Annotated in this window: 16 protein-coding genes; 5 read left to right on the top strand and 11 right to left on the bottom strand. The window is 71.3% G+C overall.

From position 1 onward, the window contains the following. The 7 genes from pcaD to EHS43_RS07915 are packed head-to-tail and all read right to left on the bottom strand — an operon-like array spanning position 1 to position 6,449. The gene (gene pcaD / locus EHS43_RS07945) at positions 1-1,122 is read right to left on the bottom strand and encodes a 3-oxoadipate enol-lactonase (RefSeq protein WP_125189822.1); all 1,122 of its coding nucleotides are present in this window, start codon (positions 1,120-1,122) and stop codon (positions 1-3) included. Then, positions 1,119-2,450: a 3-carboxy-cis,cis-muconate cycloisomerase gene (gene pcaB / locus EHS43_RS07940; protein ID WP_125189821.1), complete on the bottom strand. Its 1,332-nt coding sequence runs from the start codon at positions 2,448-2,450 to the stop codon at positions 1,119-1,121. The genes pcaD and pcaB overlap by 4 nt, the downstream gene beginning before the upstream one ends. After that, positions 2,447-3,052: a protocatechuate 3,4-dioxygenase subunit alpha gene (gene pcaG, locus EHS43_RS07935; protein WP_125189820.1), complete on the bottom strand. Its 606-nt coding sequence runs from the start codon at positions 3,050-3,052 to the stop codon at positions 2,447-2,449. The genes pcaB and pcaG overlap by 4 nt, the downstream gene beginning before the upstream one ends. A 6-nt stretch (positions 3,053-3,058) precedes the next feature. Further along, positions 3,059-3,832: a protocatechuate 3,4-dioxygenase subunit beta gene (pcaH, locus tag EHS43_RS07930; protein ID WP_125189819.1), complete on the bottom strand. Its 774-nt coding sequence runs from the start codon at positions 3,830-3,832 to the stop codon at positions 3,059-3,061. Between the two features lie 18 nt (positions 3,833-3,850). After that, entirely contained in the window at positions 3,851-5,053 is a 1,203-nt protein-coding gene (locus tag EHS43_RS07925; RefSeq protein WP_125189818.1) for a thiolase family protein, read from the bottom strand. Continuing rightward, positions 5,050-5,694: a CoA transferase subunit B gene (locus EHS43_RS07920; RefSeq protein ID WP_125189817.1), complete on the bottom strand. Its 645-nt coding sequence runs from the start codon at positions 5,692-5,694 to the stop codon at positions 5,050-5,052. The genes EHS43_RS07925 and EHS43_RS07920 overlap by 4 nt, the downstream gene beginning before the upstream one ends. Next, a complete protein-coding gene (locus EHS43_RS07915) occupies positions 5,694-6,449 on the bottom strand; it encodes a CoA transferase subunit A (protein ID WP_125189816.1) in 756 nt (251 codons plus the stop codon). Before EHS43_RS07915 ends, EHS43_RS07920 begins: the two co-directional genes overlap by 1 nt. Before the next feature lie 166 nt (positions 6,450-6,615). Here EHS43_RS07915 and EHS43_RS07910 point away from each other — a divergent pair, with 166 nt between their 5' ends. Further along, a complete protein-coding gene (locus EHS43_RS07910) occupies positions 6,616-7,080 on the top strand; it encodes a MarR family winged helix-turn-helix transcriptional regulator (RefSeq protein WP_125189815.1) in 465 nt (154 codons plus the stop codon). Here the strand turns inward: EHS43_RS07910 and EHS43_RS07905 are convergent, their stop codons facing one another. Next, complete coding sequence (locus EHS43_RS07905) at positions 7,081-8,076, bottom strand: DUF3048 domain-containing protein (protein WP_125189814.1); 996 nt, start codon at positions 8,074-8,076, stop codon at positions 7,081-7,083. It lies immediately after the preceding gene. 194 nt (positions 8,077-8,270) lie between these two features. Between EHS43_RS07905 and EHS43_RS07900 the strand changes: the two genes are divergently transcribed. Continuing rightward, positions 8,271-9,461, top strand: a complete 1,191-nt coding sequence (locus EHS43_RS07900) for a zinc-dependent alcohol dehydrogenase (protein WP_125189813.1) — start codon at positions 8,271-8,273, stop codon at positions 9,459-9,461. 671 nt (positions 9,462-10,132) lie between these two features. On the opposite strand, the gene EHS43_RS07895 is transcribed toward EHS43_RS07900, so the two are convergent. Further along, a complete protein-coding gene (locus EHS43_RS07895) occupies positions 10,133-11,194 on the bottom strand; it encodes an ATP-dependent DNA ligase (RefSeq protein ID WP_125189812.1) in 1,062 nt (353 codons plus the stop codon). A gap of 65 nt (positions 11,195-11,259) precedes the next feature. Here EHS43_RS07895 and ligD point away from each other — a divergent pair, with 65 nt between their 5' ends. Next, positions 11,260-12,285: a non-homologous end-joining DNA ligase gene (gene ligD / locus EHS43_RS07890; protein WP_125189811.1), complete on the top strand. Its 1,026-nt coding sequence runs from the start codon at positions 11,260-11,262 to the stop codon at positions 12,283-12,285. On the opposite strand, the gene EHS43_RS07885 is transcribed toward ligD, so the two are convergent. Both EHS43_RS07885 and EHS43_RS07880 read right to left on the bottom strand, forming a co-directional pair. Next, positions 12,272-14,467, bottom strand: a complete 2,196-nt coding sequence (locus EHS43_RS07885; protein ID WP_125189810.1) for a family 16 glycoside hydrolase — start codon at positions 14,465-14,467, stop codon at positions 12,272-12,274. The genes ligD and EHS43_RS07885 overlap by 14 nt on opposite strands. Next, a complete protein-coding gene (locus EHS43_RS07880; protein ID WP_185806152.1) occupies positions 14,467-16,965 on the bottom strand; it encodes a ThuA domain-containing protein in 2,499 nt (832 codons plus the stop codon). The genes EHS43_RS07885 and EHS43_RS07880 overlap by 1 nt, the downstream gene beginning before the upstream one ends. Before the next feature lie 198 nt (positions 16,966-17,163). Here EHS43_RS07880 and EHS43_RS07875 point away from each other — a divergent pair, with 198 nt between their 5' ends. Both EHS43_RS07875 and EHS43_RS07870 read left to right on the top strand, forming a co-directional pair. Next, entirely contained in the window at positions 17,164-18,171 is a 1,008-nt protein-coding gene (locus EHS43_RS07875) for a multicopper oxidase domain-containing protein (RefSeq protein ID WP_125189831.1), read from the top strand. A 14-nt stretch (positions 18,172-18,185) separates the two neighbouring features. After that, positions 18,186-19,052 (top strand): ornithine cyclodeaminase family protein (locus EHS43_RS07870; protein WP_148104025.1); only part of this gene is annotated, 867 nt, incomplete at its 3' end.

The following is a 19,052-nucleotide window of genomic DNA, read 5'->3' as shown; positions in this document are numbered from 1 at the left end:
TCAGTCTTCCGCCTCCTCCGCCAGCACCCGCTGGGCCGTGGCGAACGCCGAGTTCGCCGCCGGGACCCCGCAGTACACGGCGGTCTGCAGCAGTACGGCTCCGATCTCCTCCGGCGTGAGTCCGTTGCGCCGCGCCGCCCGCACATGCATGGCCAGCTCGTCGTAGTGGCCGTGCGCGACCAGCGCCGTCAGCGTGATCAGGCTGCGCTCGCGGCGGCTGAGCGTGGGGTCGGTCCAGATCTCGCCCCACGCGTACCGTGAGATGAAGTCCTGGAAGCGGGCGGTGAACGGCGTCTGCCGGGCCTGCGCCCGGTCCACGTGCGTGTCCCCGAGCACCTCGCGCCGCACCTCCATGCCCCGCCCGGCGCCTCCGTCGAGATGGGTGCGCACTGCGGTGAGGACGGCTTCCGGGCACTGGGCCGGGGCCAGGTGGGAGGCTCCCGGGAGTTCGACGAGTGTGGCGCGCGGCACCGCGTCGGCGATCTCCCGCAGATGGGGCGGCGGGGTCGCCGGGTCCTCGCGGCCGGCGATCAGCAGGGTCGGGGCGAGGATCCCGGCCAGCCGGTCGCGCAGGTCGAAGGAGGCGAGGGCGTCGCAGCAGGCCGCGTACGCCTCCGCGGCCGCCTCGGCATGGTCCCGCAGGAGCTCCGGCACGCTGAAGCCACCAGCGAACCAGCGGGAGTTCGCACTCTCCAGCAACCACTCCATCCCCTCCCGGCGGACCCGCTCGGCCCGCTCCTCCCACGGCCTGCTGCCGTTGAAGTGGGCCGAGGAGCAGATCACCGCCAGCGAGGTGACGCGCTCCGGGTGGTGCACCGCCAGGTGCAGGCCGACCGCGCCCCCGAGCGACACGCCCGCGTACGCGAACCGTTCGACGCCGAGCGAGTCGGCGAGCGCCAGCACCAGGTCGGCGAGATCACCGACGGTGGCCCCGGGGCCGATCAGGTCGGCGGCCGAACCGCCGTGCCCGGGCAGGTCCCAGCGGATCACCCGGTGGGTGAGGGACAGCTCCGGCGCCACCTTGTCCCACAGGGCGTACGACGTCCCGAGCGACGGCCCGAGCAGCAGCGGGGGAGCGGAGGCGGGCCCCTCGGCACGGTGGTTGAGGAGTCGGTCGGTCAACGTCGCTCCAGAGCACGGTCGGTGAGAGCACCGGCGGAGCCGGTGTATCGGGCGGGGTCGGTGATCTCTTCGAGGTCGATGTTCTTCAACTCGGGCTCCCGGGACAGGAGTTCACCGAGCGAGACTCCTTCGGTCCAGGTCCGCCCGGCGAGTTCCGTCAGCAGTGCCTTGGCGCGGGCCCGGCCCAGCACGGGTGCCAGCTCGGCGGACAGCCGCTCGGAGACGATCAGTCCGTGGGTGAGGTCGAGGTGGTCCCGCATGGTGTCCGGGTGGACCCGGAGCCCCTCGACCAGTTCGGCGGCGTCCCGAGCCGCTCCGCCGACCAGCCGCAGCAGGTCCCTGAGCGGCTCCCACTCGGCGTGCCAGGCGCCGGCCGGCCGCTCGTCCTCGGCGGCCAGCGAGCCGTACAGCGTGGCCGCGAGCTGCGGTGCGCGCCGGGCGGCGGCGGCGATCAGCGTGGACCGTACGGGGTTCGCCTTGTGCGGCATGGCCGAGGAACCGCCCCCGCCGCCCTCCGCCACCTCGGCGATCTCGGTGCGGCCGAGCACCAGCACATCCGCGGCGATCTTGCCCAGGGCGCCGGCGGTGAAGGCGAGACATCCGGCGAGGTCGGCGACGGGCGTGCGCAGGGTGTGCCAGGGGAGCGCCGGTTCCCGGAGCCCGAGCTCCGCGGCGAACGCCTCCGTGAGGGCCCGGGTGTCCTCGGCGCCGTACACGGTGAAGGCGGCCAGCGTCCCGGCCGCGCCGCCTAGTTGGACGGGCAGGGAGTCCCGTACGGCGGTGACCCGGTCCCGCGCGTCCAGGGCCAGCGACCGCCACCCGGCCGCTTTGAGGCCGAACGTGGTCGGAACGGCGTGCTGGGTGAGCGTCCGGCCGGGCATCGCCGTGTCGCGGTGCTCGGCGGCCAGTCGGGCCAGCGCCTGCTGGACCCGGTCGAGGTCGGCGAGGACGAGGTGCAGCGTGCGGGAGGCGACCAGCATCGCCGCCGTGTCCAGGATGTCCTGGCTGGTGGCACCCCGGTGCACGTACGGGCCGTGTTCCTCCCCGGCCGCCGACGTGAGATCGGCGACCAGCGGGATGACGGGGTTGCCGCCGCCGCGCGCACGGTCGGCGAGGGACCGTACGTCGAAGCGGGCCGCGTCGGCCGCCTCGGTGACCGCGTCCGCCGCCTGCCGCGGGGCGAGCCCCAGACGGGCCTGCGCACGGGTCAGTGCGGCCTCCGCGTCCAGCAGCGCCTGGAGGTGGGCGCCGTCGGAGGTCGCCGCGGCGGCGGGGGAGCCCGCCCACCCGGGGGCGAGCAGACCGGTGTCCGGATCGGGAGAATTCACTGGAACTCCAGGAAGACCGTTTCGCCTTCGCCCTGAAGGCGGATGTCGAAACGGTAGGTGCCCTCGCCCTGCCGGTGCGCGATCAGCGTGTCGCGCCGCTCCTCGGGCACCCGGGCCAGCAGCGGGTCGGCGGTCAGGGCCGCCTCGTCGTCCGGCAGGTAGATCCGCGTGTACAGGTGCACGAGCAGCCCGCGCGCGAAGACGCACACGCTGATGTACGGGGCGCTGCGCCCGCGCGCGCCCGGCCGCAGCGTCCGCGCGGTCCAGTGGCCGTTGGCGTCGGTCTGGATCCGGCCCCAGCCGGTGAACTCCACGCCGTTGCGGCCGAGGTAGCCCCCGCTCGCGGGGTCGCGCCGGATCGAGCCGTCGACCTGGGGGACGTTGCCGTCCGGGTCGGCGCTCCACAGCTCCACGAAGGCGTCGGGCAGCGGATCTCCCGCGCCGTCGGTGACGTAGCCCTGGAGGGTGATGGTGTCCGGGTGGCCCACGGGTGCGATGTCGCCGCCGCCGGGGAAGGGAAGGGCGTGGCCGTAGAAGGGGCCGACCGTGTGCGACGGGGTCGGCAGCACGGTCTCCGGACGGCTGGGGTCGATCTTCGTCATGGCTGGTCAGCGTCCTTCTTCGATCCAGGTGGCCTGCGGTCCGTCGAGCACGATGTCCCAGTGGTAGCCCATCGAGAACTCCGGTACGGACAGGCTGTGGTCGTAGGTCGCGACGAGCCGCTGGCGAGCCGAGTCGTCCGTGACCGACTGGATGATCGGGTCGTAGGGGAACAGCGGGTCGCTCGGGAAGTACATCTGCGTCACGAGCCGCTGGGTGAACGCCGTGCCGAAGATCGAGAAGTGGATGTGGGCCGGACGCCAGGCGTTGAGGTGCTGGCGCCAGGGGTAGGGGCCCGGCTGGATCGTCGTGAAGCGGTAGAAGCCGCTGTCGTCGGTCAGGGTGCGGCCGACGCCGGTGAAGTTCGGGTCCAGGGGCGCGTCGTGCTGCTCGCGCTGGTGGGCGTAGCGGCCGGCCGAGTTCGCCTGCCAGATCTCCACGAGCTGACCGCGCAGCGGACGGCCGTTGCGGTCCAGGAGCCGTCCCTCGACGGTGATCCGCTCGCCGATCGGCTCGCCGTTGTGCTGCCGGGTCAGGTCGTTGTCGATCCCGGTGATGTCCCGTTCCCCGAAGGCGGGCGAGTGCAGCTCCACCAGCTCCGGGTCCTGCGAGACGTCGATGCCGATCGGGGGCTGCTTGGGGTGCCGCAGCACCGAGGAGCGGTAGGGCGCGTAGTCGCGGCGCGGCTGGTGCTCGACGGGGGCGCCGTCGGCGAGCCGCTTCTCGTAGGCGGCGTGCTCGGCGGCGATTTCCCGGTCGATGTCCTGCTGGGTGAGAGTCATGGGGATTCCTGCGTTCCGTTAGCGTTCGAGGACGAGAGCGAGACCCTGGCCGACGCCGATGCACAGGGTGGCGACGCCGACTCCGCCGCCCCTGCGGGCGAGTTGGTGGGCGACCGTGCCGGCCAGACGCGCCCCGGAGGCGCCCAGCGGGTGGCCGAGGGCGATCGCCCCGCCCTGCGGGTTGAGGATCGCCGGGTCGAACTCGGGCCATTCGGCGACACATCCGAGCACCTGGGCGGCGAACGCCTCGTTCAGCTCCAGCACTGACAGGTCGTCAAACCCCTTGCCCGCCTTGGCCAGTGCCCGGTTGACCGCCTCGACGGGGGCGAGCCCGAAGTACTGCGGGTCCAGCGCGTTCACCCCGGTCGCGGAGATCCGGGCCAGCGGCTCGCGACCGGTCGCCGCGAGGCCCTCGTCGTCCACCAGCAGCAGGGCCGCGGCGCCGTCGTTGAGCGGAGAGGCGTTGCCCGCGGTGACGGTGCCGCCCTCCGTACGGAAGGACGGCTTCAGCTTCGCCATCGCCTCCAGCGACGCGTTGGGCCGTACGCACTCGTCGGCGCCGAGGACGACCGGCTCGCCCTTGCGCTGCGGGATGCTCACGGGCGCCAACTCGGCGTCGAACAGGCCCTCTTGCTGAGCGGCGGCCGCCTTGCGGTGGGAGGAGAGCGCGAACTCGTCCTGCTGCTCACGGCTGATCTTGTGCTTCTCGGCGATCAGTTCGGCCGACTCGCCCAGCGGAACCGTCCACTGCGGCTCCATCCGCGGGTTGACCATGCGCCAGCCCAGCGTGGTCGAGTACAGCTCGGCGTGTCCGGCCGGGAACGGCTTGTCGGACTTGGGCAGCACGTACGGCGCCCGGGTCATCGACTCCACGCCACCGGCGACGACCACGGAGGCGTCCCCGACGGCGATCGCGCGGGCCGCCTGGATCACGGCCTCCAGGCCCGAGGCGCACAGCCGGTTCACGGTCACGCCCGGCACCGAGGTCGGCAGGCCCGCCAGCAGCGCGGCCATCCGGCCCACGTTGCGGTTCTCCTCACCCGCGCCGTTGGCGTTGCCGAAGTAGACGTCCTCGATCCGGGACGGGTCCAGGCCGGGCGTACGGGCCAGCAGCGCACGGATCGCGTGGGCGCCCAGGTCGTCCGGGCGCACCGAGGCGAATCCGCCGTTGTAGCGGCCGACCGGGGTGCGGACCGCGTCGACGAGGTAGACGTTCTTCACTGGAGGCCCTCCGCGACGGTCAGCTTTGCGTCGGTCTTGGCGGTGATCTCCTCGACGCCCACCCCGGGCGCCGTCTCGACCAGTACGAGACCGTCCTCGGTGACGTCCAGGACGCCGAGGTCGGTGATGATCCGGTTCACGCACGCCTTGCCGGTCAGCGGCAGCGCGCACTGCGTGAGGATCTTGGGCGAGCCGTCCTTGGCGGTGTGCGTCATCACCACGATGACCGTGCGGGCGCCGTGGACCAGGTCCATCGCCCCGCCGATCCCGGTGATCAGCTTGCCGGGGATGGCCCAGTTGGCCAGGTCCCCGCTCTCGGACACCTGCATGGCACCCAGCACGGCCACGTCGATGTGCCCGCCCCGGATCATCCCGAAGGACAGCGCCGAGTCGAAGAAGGAGGCGCCCGGCAGCACCGTGACGGTCTCCTTGCCCGCGTTGATCAGGTCCGGGTCGACCTGGTCCTCGGTGGGGTAGGGGCCGGTGCCCAGGATGCCGTTCTCGGACTCCAGGACGACCTCGACGCCGTCGGGGAGGTAGTTCGGGATCAGCGTCGGCAGTCCGATGCCGAGGTTGACGTACTGACCGTCCTGGAGCTCCCGGGCCGCCCGCGCGGCCATCTCCTGTCGACTCCAGGCCATCAGCTGCTCACCGTCCGCTGCTCGATCCGCTTGTCCCTCGCCTGCTCCGGGGTCAGCGCGAGTACCCGCTGTACGAAGATCCCCGGCAGGTGCACCGCGTCGGGGTCGATCTCACCGGGCTCCACGAGTTCCTCCACCTCGGCGATCGTCACCTTGCCGGCCATCGCCGCGAGGGGGTTGAAGTTCCGCGTGGACTTGTTGAAGACCAGGTTGCCGTACCGGTCGCCCCTAGCCGCCCGGACCAGGGCGAAGTCGGTGCGGATGCCGTGTTCCAGCACGTACTCGGTGCCGTCGAACTCCCGCACCTCCTTCGGCGGGGAGGCGAGGGCGACGCCGCCCTTGCCGTCGTAGCGCCAGGGCAGTCCGCCGTCGGCGACCTGGGTGCCCACGCCGGCCGGTGTGAAGAACGCGGGGATGCCGGCGCCGCCCGCCCGCAGGCGCTCGGCGAGCGTGCCCTGCGGGATCATCTCGACCTCCAGCTCACCGGCCAGGTACTGGCGGGCGAACTCCTTGTTGGCGCCGATGTAGGAGCCGGTCACCCGGGCGATCCGCCCGGCGGCGAGCAGGACCGCGAGCCCGGATTCCATCGCCCCGCAGTTGTTGGAGACCACCGACAGTCCGCCGGTGCCCTGCTCGTACAGGGCCTGGATGAGCACGTTCGGCACACCGCTCAGCCCGAAACCGCCCACCGCGAGCGACGCGCCCTGCGGCACATCGGCCACCGCCTCCCGGGCCGTGGCGACCACCTTGTCCATCCGCGTAGCCCCATCTCTCCCATGCTGCTGCTCGGAGCACTGCTCAGTGCACTGAGTATTTCGGCGAGGTTTCTCTTAAGCTGCCACTGTGGCAGCCTGGCGTCAAGGCTCACTATTCTTCAGTGCACCAACCAAACACACCCGCCCACCTGACTCGGGAGCGCACATGGCCGCGGTGGACCTCACCACCCACCCCGGGCACCTCGCCCGGCGGCTCCAGCAGGCGCACTACCTGCTGTGGAACACGATGGTCTCCGAGGAGATCACCTCGCCCCAGTTCGCGGTCCTGAACGCGCTCGTCGCCGAGCCGGGGCTCGACCAGCGCACGGTGGGGGAGCGGGTGGGGCTCGACCGGTCCACCATCGCCGAGGTCATCAGCCGGCTCGGCCGGCGCGGACTGCTCGACAAGGTCCGCGACCCCCAGGACGGCCGCCGCTTCCTGCTGCGGCTGACCGACGACGGGGTACGCACCCACCGCAAGCTGACCGTGCGCACCGCCCGGATGAACCAGGTCTTCCTCGCCCCGCTCTCCGACGACGAACAGCTCCGCTTCTTCGAACTGATCCGCCGGGTCGCGGACGCGGCGGAGGGGCTCCGCAACCCCGCGGAACCCCTCGTCCCGCAGCGCTGATCAGGACGCCTTCGCGAAGACCACCCACACCTGGCCCTCGGCGAAGTTCACCGGGGAGCCGTCCTCGCCGGTGAACTCCGTGCCGTCGGTGGCCTTCGGCCGCTTCCAGTCGACGTCGAAGGAGCGGCCGTCGCGCAGCACCTTCGCCTTCCCCGAGCCCACTGTCACCGTGTACGGCGTGTTGTTGCCGAGGAAGTCGTGGAAGGCGGACCTGCGGATCTTCACGTACTGCACGACCACCGTGGCCGGGGTCAGCCGCTTGCCGTCGGCCGTCACGTCCGGGGCGCCGTCCATCGAGACCAGCCAGCGCTTGCGCTCCTGCGACCAGGTGAAGGTGAAGCGGGCGGCCGGGTAGCGGACCGTCTCCGAGGTGTCCGCGGTGCCGCCGGCCGGTGCCGGGCCGTAGCGGAAGCCGGTCGTCAGCGCTTCGGCGCCCGGGGTGACCGGCACCAGGCGCTGCGGGCGCAGGAAGAGGTTGTGCGGGATGGCCTTGTCGGCACCGCGGTAGAAGGCGCCGGAGGCCGTTTCGGGGGTGCGGGCGGCCAGCGGCGCCCGGTTGATCAGGGGCATCAGCTTGCCCTGGGCGCCGGAGAAGGCGAGCGTCGGATCGTGGAACTGCCGCAGCAGCTCCAGGTCCGACTCCCGGGCGCTGCGCACGGGTCCGACGGCCTTCGGCAGCTTCGTCGCGTACACCGCCATGAGACGGCTGAGGCCGCCCTCGACCTGCTCGGCGTAGACGACGTCCGCGGAGTCGAGGCCGGTCTGCGGGCGCGCCGCCCGTACGTTGTCGATCTTCACGGCGAGCACCGAGGGGTGGCGGCCCTCCCCGCTGGGTTCCGGCGTGGCCGTACCGGACCGTCCGCGCCCGTCGTCGGACGGGCCGGGGCCGCCGTGTCCGGTGCAGCCCGCGGCGAAGAGGCCCGCGGCGGTCAGCAGCGCCGCCACTGTACGGGCGCCTCGCGTGCGCGCCCCCTGTCTACCCACCATGCCCGCCATACCCACCGTGCCCGCCCGTCTCGTGCCTTTGATTGTGCGCTTATAAGTTCATTGGTGGCCATACCCGTCTGTTTCTGATTAGTCGCGCCGACTACGCCGATCGGCCCTGGATCGCGGTTCGGTGGGGTTCGCCCGGGTACCCGGGGCGCCTACCCGAGGACCGGGACATGACCTGACGGAGGGAGTGCCGGGCGATGAAGGCAGTGACCTGGCAGGGCAAGCGGGACGTACGGGTGGAGGAGGTGCCCGATCCGAAGATCAAGGAACCGACGGACGCGGTCATCCGGATCACCTCGTCCGGGCTGTGCGGATCCGACCTGCACCTCTACGAGGTGCTCACCCCGTTCATGACACCGGGCGACATCCTCGGGCACGAACCCATGGGCATCGTCGAGGAGGTCGGCGCGGCGGTGCCGGATCTCGCCGTCGGCGACCGGGTCGTCGTGCCCTTCCAGATCGCCTGCGGCGGCTGCTGGATGTGCATGACCGGGCTGCCGACCCAGTGCGAGACCACCCAGGTCACCGGCGAGGGCATGGGCGCCGCGCTGTTCGGCTACACGCGCCTGTACGGCTCCGTGCCGGGCGCCCAGGCCGAGTACCTGCGCGTGCCCCAGGCCCAGTTCGGACCCATCAAGGTTCCCGAGGGCCCGCCGGACGACCGCTTCGTGTACCTCTCCGACGTGCTGCCCACCGCCTGGCAGGCGGTCGCCTACGCGGACATCCCCGAGGGCGGCAGCGTCGCCGTGCTCGGACTCGGGCCCATCGGGGACATGGCCTGCCGGGTCGCCCAGGTGCGCGGCGCCGGGCGCGTCTTCGGCGTCGACCTCGTGACCGAACGGCTGCGCCGGGCCCGCGCGCGTGGCGTGGAGACGTACGACCTCCGGAGCTTCGACAGCGAGAAGGAGCTGGTCCAGGCGATCCGCGACGAGACCGACGGACGCGGCCCGGACGCCGTGATCGACGCCGTCGGCACCGAGGCCCACGGCAGCGCGGCCGCCCGCCTCGCGCAGAACGCCGCGGCCCTGCTGCCCAGGAAGCTCAGCGGGCCGTTCGCCGAACGCTTCAGCATCGACCGGCTCGCCGCCCTGCACACCGCGATCGAGCTCGTCCGCCGCGGCGGCACGCTCTCCCTCAGCGGCGTCTACGGGGGCATGGCCGACCCGCTGCCTCTGCTCACCATGTTCGACAAGCAGATCCAGATCCGGATGGGCCAGGCCAACGTGCGGCGCTGGGTCGACGAGATCATCCCCTACCTCACGGACGAGGACCCGCTCGGCGTCGACGACTTCGCGACCCACCACGTCCCGCTGTCGGACGCGCCGCACGCGTACGAGATGTTCCAGAAGAAGCGGGAGGGCGCGGTCAAGGTCCTGATGCGGCCCTGACCTCAGGGGTAGGGCCGGGGCGGGCCTGACTACGGCGGTACGGCTGCTTGGCTCCGACGGTTCGGAGCCGTGCGGCTCCGCCGGTACGGGTGCGCCCGTACCGGCTCGGCTGGGCGGGCACCAGGCCGCGAGGCCGGCCGCTGTGGCTCTGCCCGCGTGAGATGGACCGGGCGCTGGTCTTGGCCGCGAGGCTTCGCCAGGGCGGTTACGGCCGTGCCGGCTCGGCTGGTGTGGTTACGGCCGCGTTGGCTCGGCTGATGTGGGTCTGGCCTCGGGGTTTGGCTGGCGCGGGCATCAGGGCCGCGACCAGGCCGCTGTCGCCCTACCCCCGTGAGCTGAGCCAGGCATTGGTCTTGGCCGCGAGGCTTCGCCGGGGTGTCTGTGACCGCGTGGGTTCGGCTGGTGTGGCTCTGGCCTCGGGGGTTTGGCCGGCCAGGGCAGCGAGGTCTGGCTTCAGCCGGGGGGTTCGGCTCGTGCGGGCTCCACGGCCGCGATGCCGGCCGCTCCGGCTCTGCCCGCGTGGGCTGGACCCAGCGCCGGCCTCGCGGCCCCTCCGGTGTGGTGGTGACCGCCTCGGCTCGGCCGGCGTGGCTGGTGCAGGTGGCAGTTCGGGCTTCGCTGTGGGGCGCTGACCTCAGTGACGTCCTGGCTGTGCCGCAAAGGCGCGCCGCTCAGCCCAGGATCTCGTCCAGGTCGTACCGCACCGGCTCCTCCAGCTGGGCGTACGTGCAGCTCTCGGCCGTGCGGTCGGGGCGCCAGCGGCGGAAGCGGGCGGTGTGGCGGAACCGAACGCCGTTCTCCATGTGGTCGTACGCCACCTCCGCCACCCGCTCCGGCCTCAGCGGCACCCAGGACAGGTCCTTCTTGCCCGACCAGCGGCTCGGCGCCCCCGGCAGCCGGGCGCTCTCGTGGGCGGCCTCCTCCGCCCAGGCCGCCCACGGGTGCCCGGACACGTCCGCCATCCGCAGCGGCTCCAGTTCCTCGATCAGCTCGGCGCGCCGCTTCATGGGGAAGGCCGCCGACACGCCGACGTGCTGGAGCGCGCCCCGGTCGTCGTGGAGGCCCAGCAGCAGGGAACCGACGACCGGACCGCTCTTGTGCAGCCGGTAGCCCGCGACCACCACGTCCGCCGTGCGCTCGTGCTTGATCTTGAACATGGCCCGCTCGTCCTGGAGATACCGCAGGGTGAGCGGCTTGGCGATGACCCCGTCCAGGCCCGCGCCCTCGTACTCCTCGAACCACTGCCGGGCCACCTCGATGTCCGTGGTGGCCGGTGCGAGATGCACCGGGGCCGTGACTCCGGACAGAGCCGCCGTGAGCAGCTTCCTGCGGTCGGTCAGGGGAACGTCCAGCAGGGACTCGTCCTGGAGGGCCAGCAGGTCGAAGGCCACGAAGGAGGCCGGCGTCCGCTCCGCCAGCGTGCGCACCCGGGAGGCGGCCGGGTGGATCCGCTCGCTCAGCGCGTCGAAGTCGAGGTGCCCCTCCCGCGCGATCACGATCTCCCCGTCCATCACGCAGCGCTCCGGCAGCCGTTCCCGCAGTGCCTCCACCAGTTCGGGAAAGTACCTGGTCAGCGTCTTGCCGGTACGGCTGCCCAGCTCGACCTCCGCCCCGTCCCGGAACACGATGGCCCGGAAGCCGTCCCACTTGGCTTCGTAGTGCATGTCCGGCGGGATCTTCGCCACCGACTTGGCGAGCATGGGCTTCACGGGGGGCATCACCGGCAGATCCATGGTCCGATTCTGCACGCGCAAGCCTCGAAATGCCTGATATGCCCAGCTCCCTTACCGTGGCTCGCATGGGTGACGCGGTGGAACTGGAGACAGGCGGCCGGACCGTACGGCTGTCCAGCCCGGACAAGATCTTCTTCCCGGAGCGCGGTTTCACCAAGCTGGACCTCGCCCGCTACTACCAGGTGGTCGCCCCCGGCATCCTGCGTGCCCTGCGCAACCGCCCCACCACCCTGGAGCGCTACCCGGAGGGCGTGACCGGCGAGAGTTTCTTCCAGAAGCGGGCGCCCAAGAACATGCCCGACTGGATCCCGACCGCCCACATCACCTTCCCCAGCGGCCGCAGCGCCGACGAGATGTGCCCCACCGAGGAGGCCGCCGTGGTGTGGGCCGCCCAGTACGGCACCCTCACCTTCCACCCCTGGCCGGTCCGCCGCGACGACGTCGACCGGCCCGACGAACTCCGCATCGACCTCGACCCGCAACCCGGCACGGACTACGACGACGCCGTGCGCGCGGCACATGAACTGCGGTCGGTGCTGGAGGAGTTCGGCGGCCTGCGCGGCTGGCCCAAGACGTCCGGCGGCCGCGGCCTGCACGTCTTCGTGCCCATCGAACCGCGCTGGACCTTCACCCAGGTCCGGCGGGCCGCGATCGCGGTGGGCCGCGAGATGGAACGCCGGATGCCGGAACACGTGACCATCAAATGGTGGAAGGAGGAGCGGGGAGAGCGCATCTTCATCGACTACAACCAGACGGCCCGCGACCGCACGATCGCCTCCGCCTACTCGGTACGGCCGCGTCCGCACGCCCCGGTCTCCGCCCCCTTGCGCTGGGAGGAGGTCGGCGAGGCGCACCCGCAGGACTTCGACCTCGCGACCATGCCCGCGCGCTACGCCGAACTCGGCGACGTGCACGCGGACATGGACGATCACGCCTTCTCGCTGGAGCCCCTGCTGGAGCTGGCCCGCCGGGACGAGCACGACCACGGCCTGGGCGATCTGCCGTACCCGCCCGAGTATCCGAAGATGCCGGGGGAGCCCAGGCGGGTACAGCCGAGCCGTGCCAGGAGGCCCGGCCCTACAGCTCCTTGATCCGCACGTCCCGGTACGACACCACGTCCGTCGTGCTGTGCACCTGGAGTCCGATGTAGCCGGAGGAGAACCGCCGTCCGTCCGTGCCCGGGTCGTCCGAGCGGGCCGGATAGAAGTCCTGGCCGCCGATGTTGTCGAACTCGTTGATCAGCACGCCGTTGCGGTAGACCGAGTAGTGCTGGTCGACCACCCGGATCTCGTAGTCGTTCCACGTACCCTTCTGGGTGACGCCCGCCCCGGCGAGCCCCACCCGGTCGAAGCCGTAGATCGACCCGGTCTTGTACATGTCGCCGTCGGGCCGGTCGAAGACCTGCACCTCGTGGCCGTACTTGATGGCGGCCCACTCGGGGCGGGGCTCCTCCGGGTGGTCGTGGACCCACGGGAACCGCACGAACACACCGGAGTTGGCGTTCCCGGTGCCCGGGGCGTCGTCCCGCCACTGGAGCTTGAGCGAGAAGTCGCCGTACTTGCGCTCCGGGAACCACAGCATGCCGAGGCCGTCCTTCGTGGTGCCGGACGTGATCGACCCGTCGCCGTTCGGTGCGAACGAACCGCCGCCCACCTGCTGCCACTTGGCGAAGGAGGCCGCGCTGCCGTCGAGGATCGTGCGGTAGCCCCCGGTCTGCCCGGGTTTGCCGATCCCGGACTCACGGGCCGCCGCGTCGATCGCGTCGTACTCGCGCTCGTCGAGGACCCCCTCCTTGAAGAGCTTGTCGAGGACCGTCTTCACGTGCTTGAGGAACAGCGCGTGGGACGTCCACTCCTTCTCGTCCTCGATCAACTCGTTGATCCGGCAACGGCTGTTGGTGATCCGGTTCGGCACCCCGGAGTCGACCGTGCCGACGATCACCGTCAACCGCTCGTCCAGCTCGGCGCAGTTGGGTGCCGGGACCTGGCCGGAAACCACAGTGAAGGTCACCGTGCGGGCGGCCGAGGTGTTGCCCGCCTTGTCCGTCGCCCGGTACGCCAGGGTGTGGGTGCCCGCCCGGTCGACGACCACGGGGGCGGTGTACGCGAGGTAGGGGCCGGCGTCGATCGAGTACTCGATCCCGGCGACACCCGAACCGCCCTCGTCCGTGGCGCCCACGGTCACCCTGGCGTTGCCCACGTACGCCCCGTCGGAGTTCCGTGTGCCGTCCACGGTCACACCGGTCACCGGCGGTGTCGTGTCCTGCGGGGCCGCCGCGACCACCGTGAACCGCACGCTCTTCTCGGCGGCCACGTTGCCCGCCTTGTCGGTCGCCCGGTAGCGCACGGTGTGGGAGCCGACCTGGTGCACCATCACGGGCATGGTGTACGGCTGCCAACTCCCGTCGTTCACCGCGTACTCGATGGTGTCGACCCCGGATCCGGTGTCGGAGGCCGACACGGTCACCGTCGCCATGTCGACGTACGTCCCGTCGGGATTCTGCTGCCCGCTCACCGTCGCCGAGGTCTCCGGCGGTGCGGTGTCGTCGGAGGGCGGCGGGACGACCGTGAAGGCGACGCTCTTCTCGGCGGAGACGTTGCCCGCCTTGTCGACGGCCCGGTAGCGGACCGTGTGGTCGCCGGCCTGGTCGACGACGACCGGGGCGGTGTACGGCTGCCAGGCCCCCGTGTCCCCGACCGCGTACTCGATCCGCTCGACGCCGGAGCCGCCGGCCTCGTCGGTCGCGGTGACGGCCACGCTCGCCGAACCGACGTACTGGCCCTGCGCGTTCTGCGTGCCGCTCACCCGGGCCGAGGCCGAGGGCGCGGTGGTGTCCTCGCCGCTGCCCTCGCTCACCACGAGGATGCCCTGCATCTGGCCGTGGCCCGGGATCGTGCAGTGGTAGAAGTACCGGCCCGGGGTGAGCGTGACCTCGGCGGTGTGACGGCCGCCCGTGTCGTCGTTCGGGTTGGCGAGGATGTTGAGTTCGACGTCGTTGTTGAACTCGGGGTCGCTGGTCACGAAGGTCAGCGTGTGCGGCATGCCGGTGGTGTTGCCGGTGGCCGTGCTGTTCTCGAAGACGATCGTGGCCGTGCCCGCGACGGCGGTCGCCGGGGCGGAGCCGTACTTGGTGATGTCGTCGCCGGCGGTCCAGGTGAGTGTCTGGGCCGCCGCCGGGGCGCTCGTGCCGGGCCGCGCCTGGGACGTCGCCTGGAGGCCGAGCACCATCAGCAGGGCGGCCAGCACGACGGTCAGAGCTCTACGGGGATGCATCACTGCCCTCCTCTCGCCAGCTGTCCGGCGGCCGGGGTCGGTCCGCCGCCCTGGTAAGTGACCCGCCACAGCGCCGACTTGGCGTCCGAGGTGAAGAACCCGCGCCCGTAGTCGAGGACGTACAGCGCACCGTCCGGGCCGAACTTCCAGTCCATGAGGTTCTTGATGCCGTCGTTGCCGATCGGCACGATCTTCTTCAGCGACTCGGAGTGCACGGGCAGTCCGCCCTCGCCGTGGTTCTTCGGATCGGTGATGACCGCGTTGCGCGGCTGGTCGGCGTCGTAGAAGTCGCCGACGAACCACTTGCCGTCCCAGTAGGAGGGCCACTTGACGGTGCTGTCGGCCGCGGCGGTGTCGTAGCGGTAGACGGGACCGTTCATCGCCGCCTGGCCGCCGCCCTTGAGCCACGGCAGCAGGTACCTGGCCTCCTCCTGCTTGTAGGACGGGATGCCGCTCGCGTTGCGCGGGTAGTCCGGGGCACCGCCCTGCGGCGAGTACCAGATGTTGTTGCCGGTGACCGGCGGGAGGTTGACGAGACCGTCGTTGTTGGGCGACTCGTTCTTCGGGTGGTCGCAGTCGTACCAGCCCAGCGGCTGGTCCGGGTTCGGCAGATTGCGGTCGCGGTAGGGCTGCTTGTTGCCCATGCAGTACGGCCAGCCCCGGTTGCTCGCCTTGGTGATGACGGCGAAGGTGTCGTACTTGGCCGGGCCCCAGGTCGTCGAGGGCGCGCTCGCGTCCGGGCCGACCCAGCCGGCGTACAGGACGTCGGTCTTCTTGTCGACGAAGATGCGGGCCGGGTTCCTGACCCCCATGACGTAGATCTCGCCGCGGGTCTTGCCGCCGCCCTCGTCGGTCTCCTTGCCGGTGAAGAGGTTCCCCTCGGGCAGGGTGTACGTCCCGTCGGCCTCCGGGTGGATGCGCAGGATCTTGCCGTTGAGGTTGTTGGTGTTGCCGGCGGTGCGGCGGGCGTCCGCGAAGGACACGCCCTTGTAGTTCGGCTGCGGGTTGTTGCCCGAGTAACCGCCGCTGAAGCCGCTGGAGTTGTTGTCACCGGTGGCGATGTACAGGTTGCCCCTGGAGTCCCAGGACATCCCGCCGCCCGCGTGGCAGCAACTGTGCACCTGGACCGGCCACTTGAGCAGCACCTTCTCGCTGTTCAGGTCCAGCTTGTTCGTGGCGAGATCGAGGGTGAAGCGCGAGACCCGGCGCTCGGCCGTCTGGGTGTCGCGGTTGAGCCGTGAGTGCGGGGTGTAGTGCAGGTACACCCAGCCGTTCTCCTCGAAGCGCGGGTCCAGCTCGATCCCGAGCAGCCCCTCCTCGACCTTGACCAGCTCGTCGCCGCCGCCCTTGTTGCCGAACACGGTCAACGCGCCCGCGAGGGTGACCTTCCTGGTCCGCGGGTCGTAGACGTGGATCTCGCCCCTGCCCTTGCCGATGTCGGGGTTGTTCCAGTCGGTGATCACCGGCTGGGAGGAGTCGGCGCCGCCCCGGCCGATGTACAGGACCCGCCCGTCGGGAGCGGTGACCAGGCCGTGCGGTTCGCCGATCTGGTCGTTCTGCCCCGGCTGGTTGGGCTGGGTGAGGCGCTCCGCCTTGTAGTTGCCGTTGATCGTCGCCTTGCAGTCGGCCCGCACGAGACGCGAGGTCCACAGCAGCGCGCCGCGCAGGTGGGCGCGGAAGTCGGTCTCGTCGTACGAGGACACCGTGCCGCCCATGCCGGTGTAGAAGGACCGGCCGCCGTCGTAGTCCCGGCACCAGCTCACCGGGTGGTCCCAGCCGTTGGCGCTCGCTCCGGGCTGGTAGGTCGACTCGCGCACCCGGGCCACGGTGTGCACGTCACCGGAGGGGTTCTTCGTCCAGTTGAACCACTGGTCGGGGCGCTTCCACTGCACCGGCAGGTCCTTGGTCGCCGGATGCTGCCGGTCGCCCACCTCGACGGTGGCGCGCTGCACGGCCGTCGGGCTTGAGGCCGCCGGACGGGCGCCCACCAGGCCGGTGAACCAGTCGGAGTACGGCTCGGCGCGCGCCGCGTCATGGATGCCGACGAAACCGCCGCCCGCCTCCATGTAGGCCTCCAGGCCCGCTTCCTGCTCCGGGTCGAGGACATCGCCGCCACCGGTCAGGAAGACGATCACGTTGTAACCGCCGAGCGCCTTCTCGTCGGTGAACACCCTCGCGTCGTCGGTGGCCTCGGTCTCGAACCGCTGGTCGACCGGACCGGACAGCCCGATCCTCTCGATGGCCGCGATGCCGGCGTTGACGACGGGCGACTCCTCGCCGCCCGCCGCGGACCCGTAGAAGACCAGCACCCGTACGTCCCCGCCGCCCGGTGGCGACTTGACGGACATCGTTGTCGCGGACGGGTCGGGGGCGGGGAGGGCCCCCGCGGCCGGTCCGGACATCAGCCCGGCGGCGACGACCCCCGCGGTCACGGTGGCCGTCCAGACCCGTCTCCTCGCGCTTCCTCCGCTTCTCGCGCTCAACCCTCGTAAGTGCATGGGCACCTCCTCGGTCACAGCAACAGCGCCATGGAAGCTAGACCCCTTTGCCTCCCTCGCCAATACCTATGACCGGGATCGGACGAACTTTGTCCTGAGTGTGGATAAACGGCCGGGCGACCGGTACCGTCTCACCGGTTCATCACAGGTACGTCTTGGCGCAACCCGTATCACGGTGGGGAGTTCTGCATGGGCGCACTGGACAGACGTGGCTTCAACCGGCGGGTGCTGCTCGGCGGCGCCGCGGTCGCGACATCGTTGTCGATGGCGCCGGAGGCCCGCGGTGACGCGGGTCCGGCACAGGCCGCGCCGGGTGGCGGCGAGGTCAGGCGGATCAAGCTGTACGCCGAGAAGCTGGCCGACGGACAGATGGGCTACGGGCTGGAGAAGGGCAGGGCGACCGTCCCCGGACCGCTCATCGAGCTCAACGAGGGCGACACCCTGCACATCGAGTTCGAGAACACCATGGACGTCCGGGCGAGCCTGCACGTCCACGGCCTGGACTACGAGATCTCCAGCGACGGCACGAAGCTGAACCACAGCGACGTCGAACCGGGCGGGACCCGCACCTACACCTGGCGCACCCACACGCCGGGCCGCCGCAGCGACGGCACCTGGCGGGCGGGCAGCGCGGGTTACTGGCACTACCACGACCACGTGGTCGGCACCGAACACGGAACCACCGGCATCCGCAAGGGCCTCTACGGCCCGGTGATCGTCCGCCGCAAGGGCGACATCCTCCCGGACGCGACCCACACGATCGTCTTCAACGACATGCTCATCAACAACAAGCCGGCGCACTCGGGGCCCAACTTCGAGGCCACGGTGGGCGATCGGGTCGAGTTCGTGATGATCACGCACGGCGAGTACTACCACACCTTCCACATGCACGGTCACCGCTGGGCGGACAACCGCACCGGCATGCTCACCGGCCCCGACGATCCGAGCCAGGTCATCGACAACAAGATCGTGGGCCCGGCGGACTCCTTCGGCTTCCAGGTGATCGCCGGAGAGGGTGTCGGGGCGGGCGCGTGGATGTACCACTGCCATGTGCAGAGCCACTCCGACATGGGGATGGTCGGCCTGTTCCTGGTGAGGAAGACCGACGGCACGATCCCCGGCTACGAACCGCACGAGCACACCCGGCGGTCCACCGAGCAGTCCACCGGGCAGTCCACCGGGCAAGGGGCCGCGCACCACCACTGACCGATCATGGGCGGGTGACTCTTCTTCTCACGCGCAGCGACCTGGAGACGGTCCTGGAACCGGCAGCCTGTCTCGACGTCCTGCGGGACGGCTTCCGCACCGCGGACGGCGTGCCGATCGCGGGGCAACGGGTGCGCACGGACCTCCCGTTCCCCGGCACGGCGACCGCCCTGATCCCGGGCCTCCTCCCCGGCGTCCCCGCCTACACGGTGAAGGTCAACGCCAAGTTCCCCGCCGCCCGGCCCGCGCTGCGCGGGGTCATCTGCCTGCACAGCGGCACCGACGGGGAGCTGCTCGCCCTGCTGGACTCGGCGACCGTCACGGCGTGGCGGACGGGGCTCGCGGCGGCCCTGGGCACGCATCTGCTGGCCGGCCGGGGAGACGTCGTCGGCGTGATCGGGGCAGGTGCACAGGCCGAGTTGATGGTGCGGGGCCTTGCAGAGCTACGACCCCGCAGCGCCCTCGTCGTCCAGGACACGTCCGCCGACCGCGCCGCCGAGTTCGCCGCGCGGCACGGGGGCCGTGCGCTGAGCAGTGCCGCGGAGGTCGCCGGGGCCGCCGACATCGTCCTGGCGGCGACCTGGTCCCGGGAACCGCTGCTGCACCTCGACGACACCAGGCCGGGCCAGCACTTCACGAGCCTCGGCGTGGACGAGCCGGGCAAGGCGGAACTGGCCGCCGATCTCCTGGACGCGGCGCTGCTGGTGGTCGACGATCGCGAACTGGTCTCCCGCGTGGGCGTGTTGAGGCCCGCGGACGCGACCCTGGGTGAGATCGCGCGCTCCGCGCATCCCGGCCGCACCCACGACACGGACCGCACGGTCTACGCCCCCGTGGGCATGCCCTGGCAGGACCTCGCGCTGGCCTGGACGGCGTACGGG

The organism is Streptomyces sp. RP5T (assembly GCF_003933965.1).
Taxonomy (GTDB): Bacteria; Actinomycetota; Actinomycetes; order Streptomycetales; family Streptomycetaceae; genus Streptomyces.
This window is presented reverse-complemented; position numbering and strand designations above follow the sequence as displayed.

Excerpts from the sequence above, each read along its gene's own strand:
- pcaG (WP_125189820.1), bottom strand. The coding sequence starts at position 3,052 with ATGACGAAGATCGACCCCAGCCGTCCGGAGACCGTGCTGCCGACCCCG.
- pcaH (WP_125189819.1), bottom strand. The coding sequence starts at position 3,832 with ATGACTCTCACCCAGCAGGACATCGACCGGGAAATCGCCGCCGAGCAC.
- EHS43_RS07920 (WP_125189817.1), bottom strand. The coding sequence starts at position 5,694 with ATGGCCTGGAGTCGACAGGAGATGGCCGCGCGGGCGGCCCGGGAGCTC.
- EHS43_RS07915 (WP_125189816.1), bottom strand. The coding sequence starts at position 6,449 with ATGGACAAGGTGGTCGCCACGGCCCGGGAGGCGGTGGCCGATGTGCCG.
- EHS43_RS07910 (WP_125189815.1), top strand. The coding sequence starts at position 6,616 with ATGGCCGCGGTGGACCTCACCACCCACCCCGGGCACCTCGCCCGGCGG.
- EHS43_RS07905 (WP_125189814.1), bottom strand. The coding sequence starts at position 8,076 with ATGGCGGGCATGGTGGGTAGACAGGGGGCGCGCACGCGAGGCGCCCGT.
- EHS43_RS07900 (WP_125189813.1), top strand. The coding sequence starts at position 8,271 with ATGAAGGCAGTGACCTGGCAGGGCAAGCGGGACGTACGGGTGGAGGAG.
- EHS43_RS07895 (WP_125189812.1), bottom strand. The coding sequence starts at position 11,194 with ATGGATCTGCCGGTGATGCCCCCCGTGAAGCCCATGCTCGCCAAGTCG.
- ligD (WP_125189811.1), top strand. The coding sequence starts at position 11,260 with ATGGGTGACGCGGTGGAACTGGAGACAGGCGGCCGGACCGTACGGCTG.
- EHS43_RS07885 (WP_125189810.1), bottom strand. The coding sequence starts at position 14,467 with ATGCATCCCCGTAGAGCTCTGACCGTCGTGCTGGCCGCCCTGCTGATG.
- EHS43_RS07880 (WP_185806152.1), bottom strand. The coding sequence starts at position 16,965 with ATGCACTTACGAGGGTTGAGCGCGAGAAGCGGAGGAAGCGCGAGGAGA.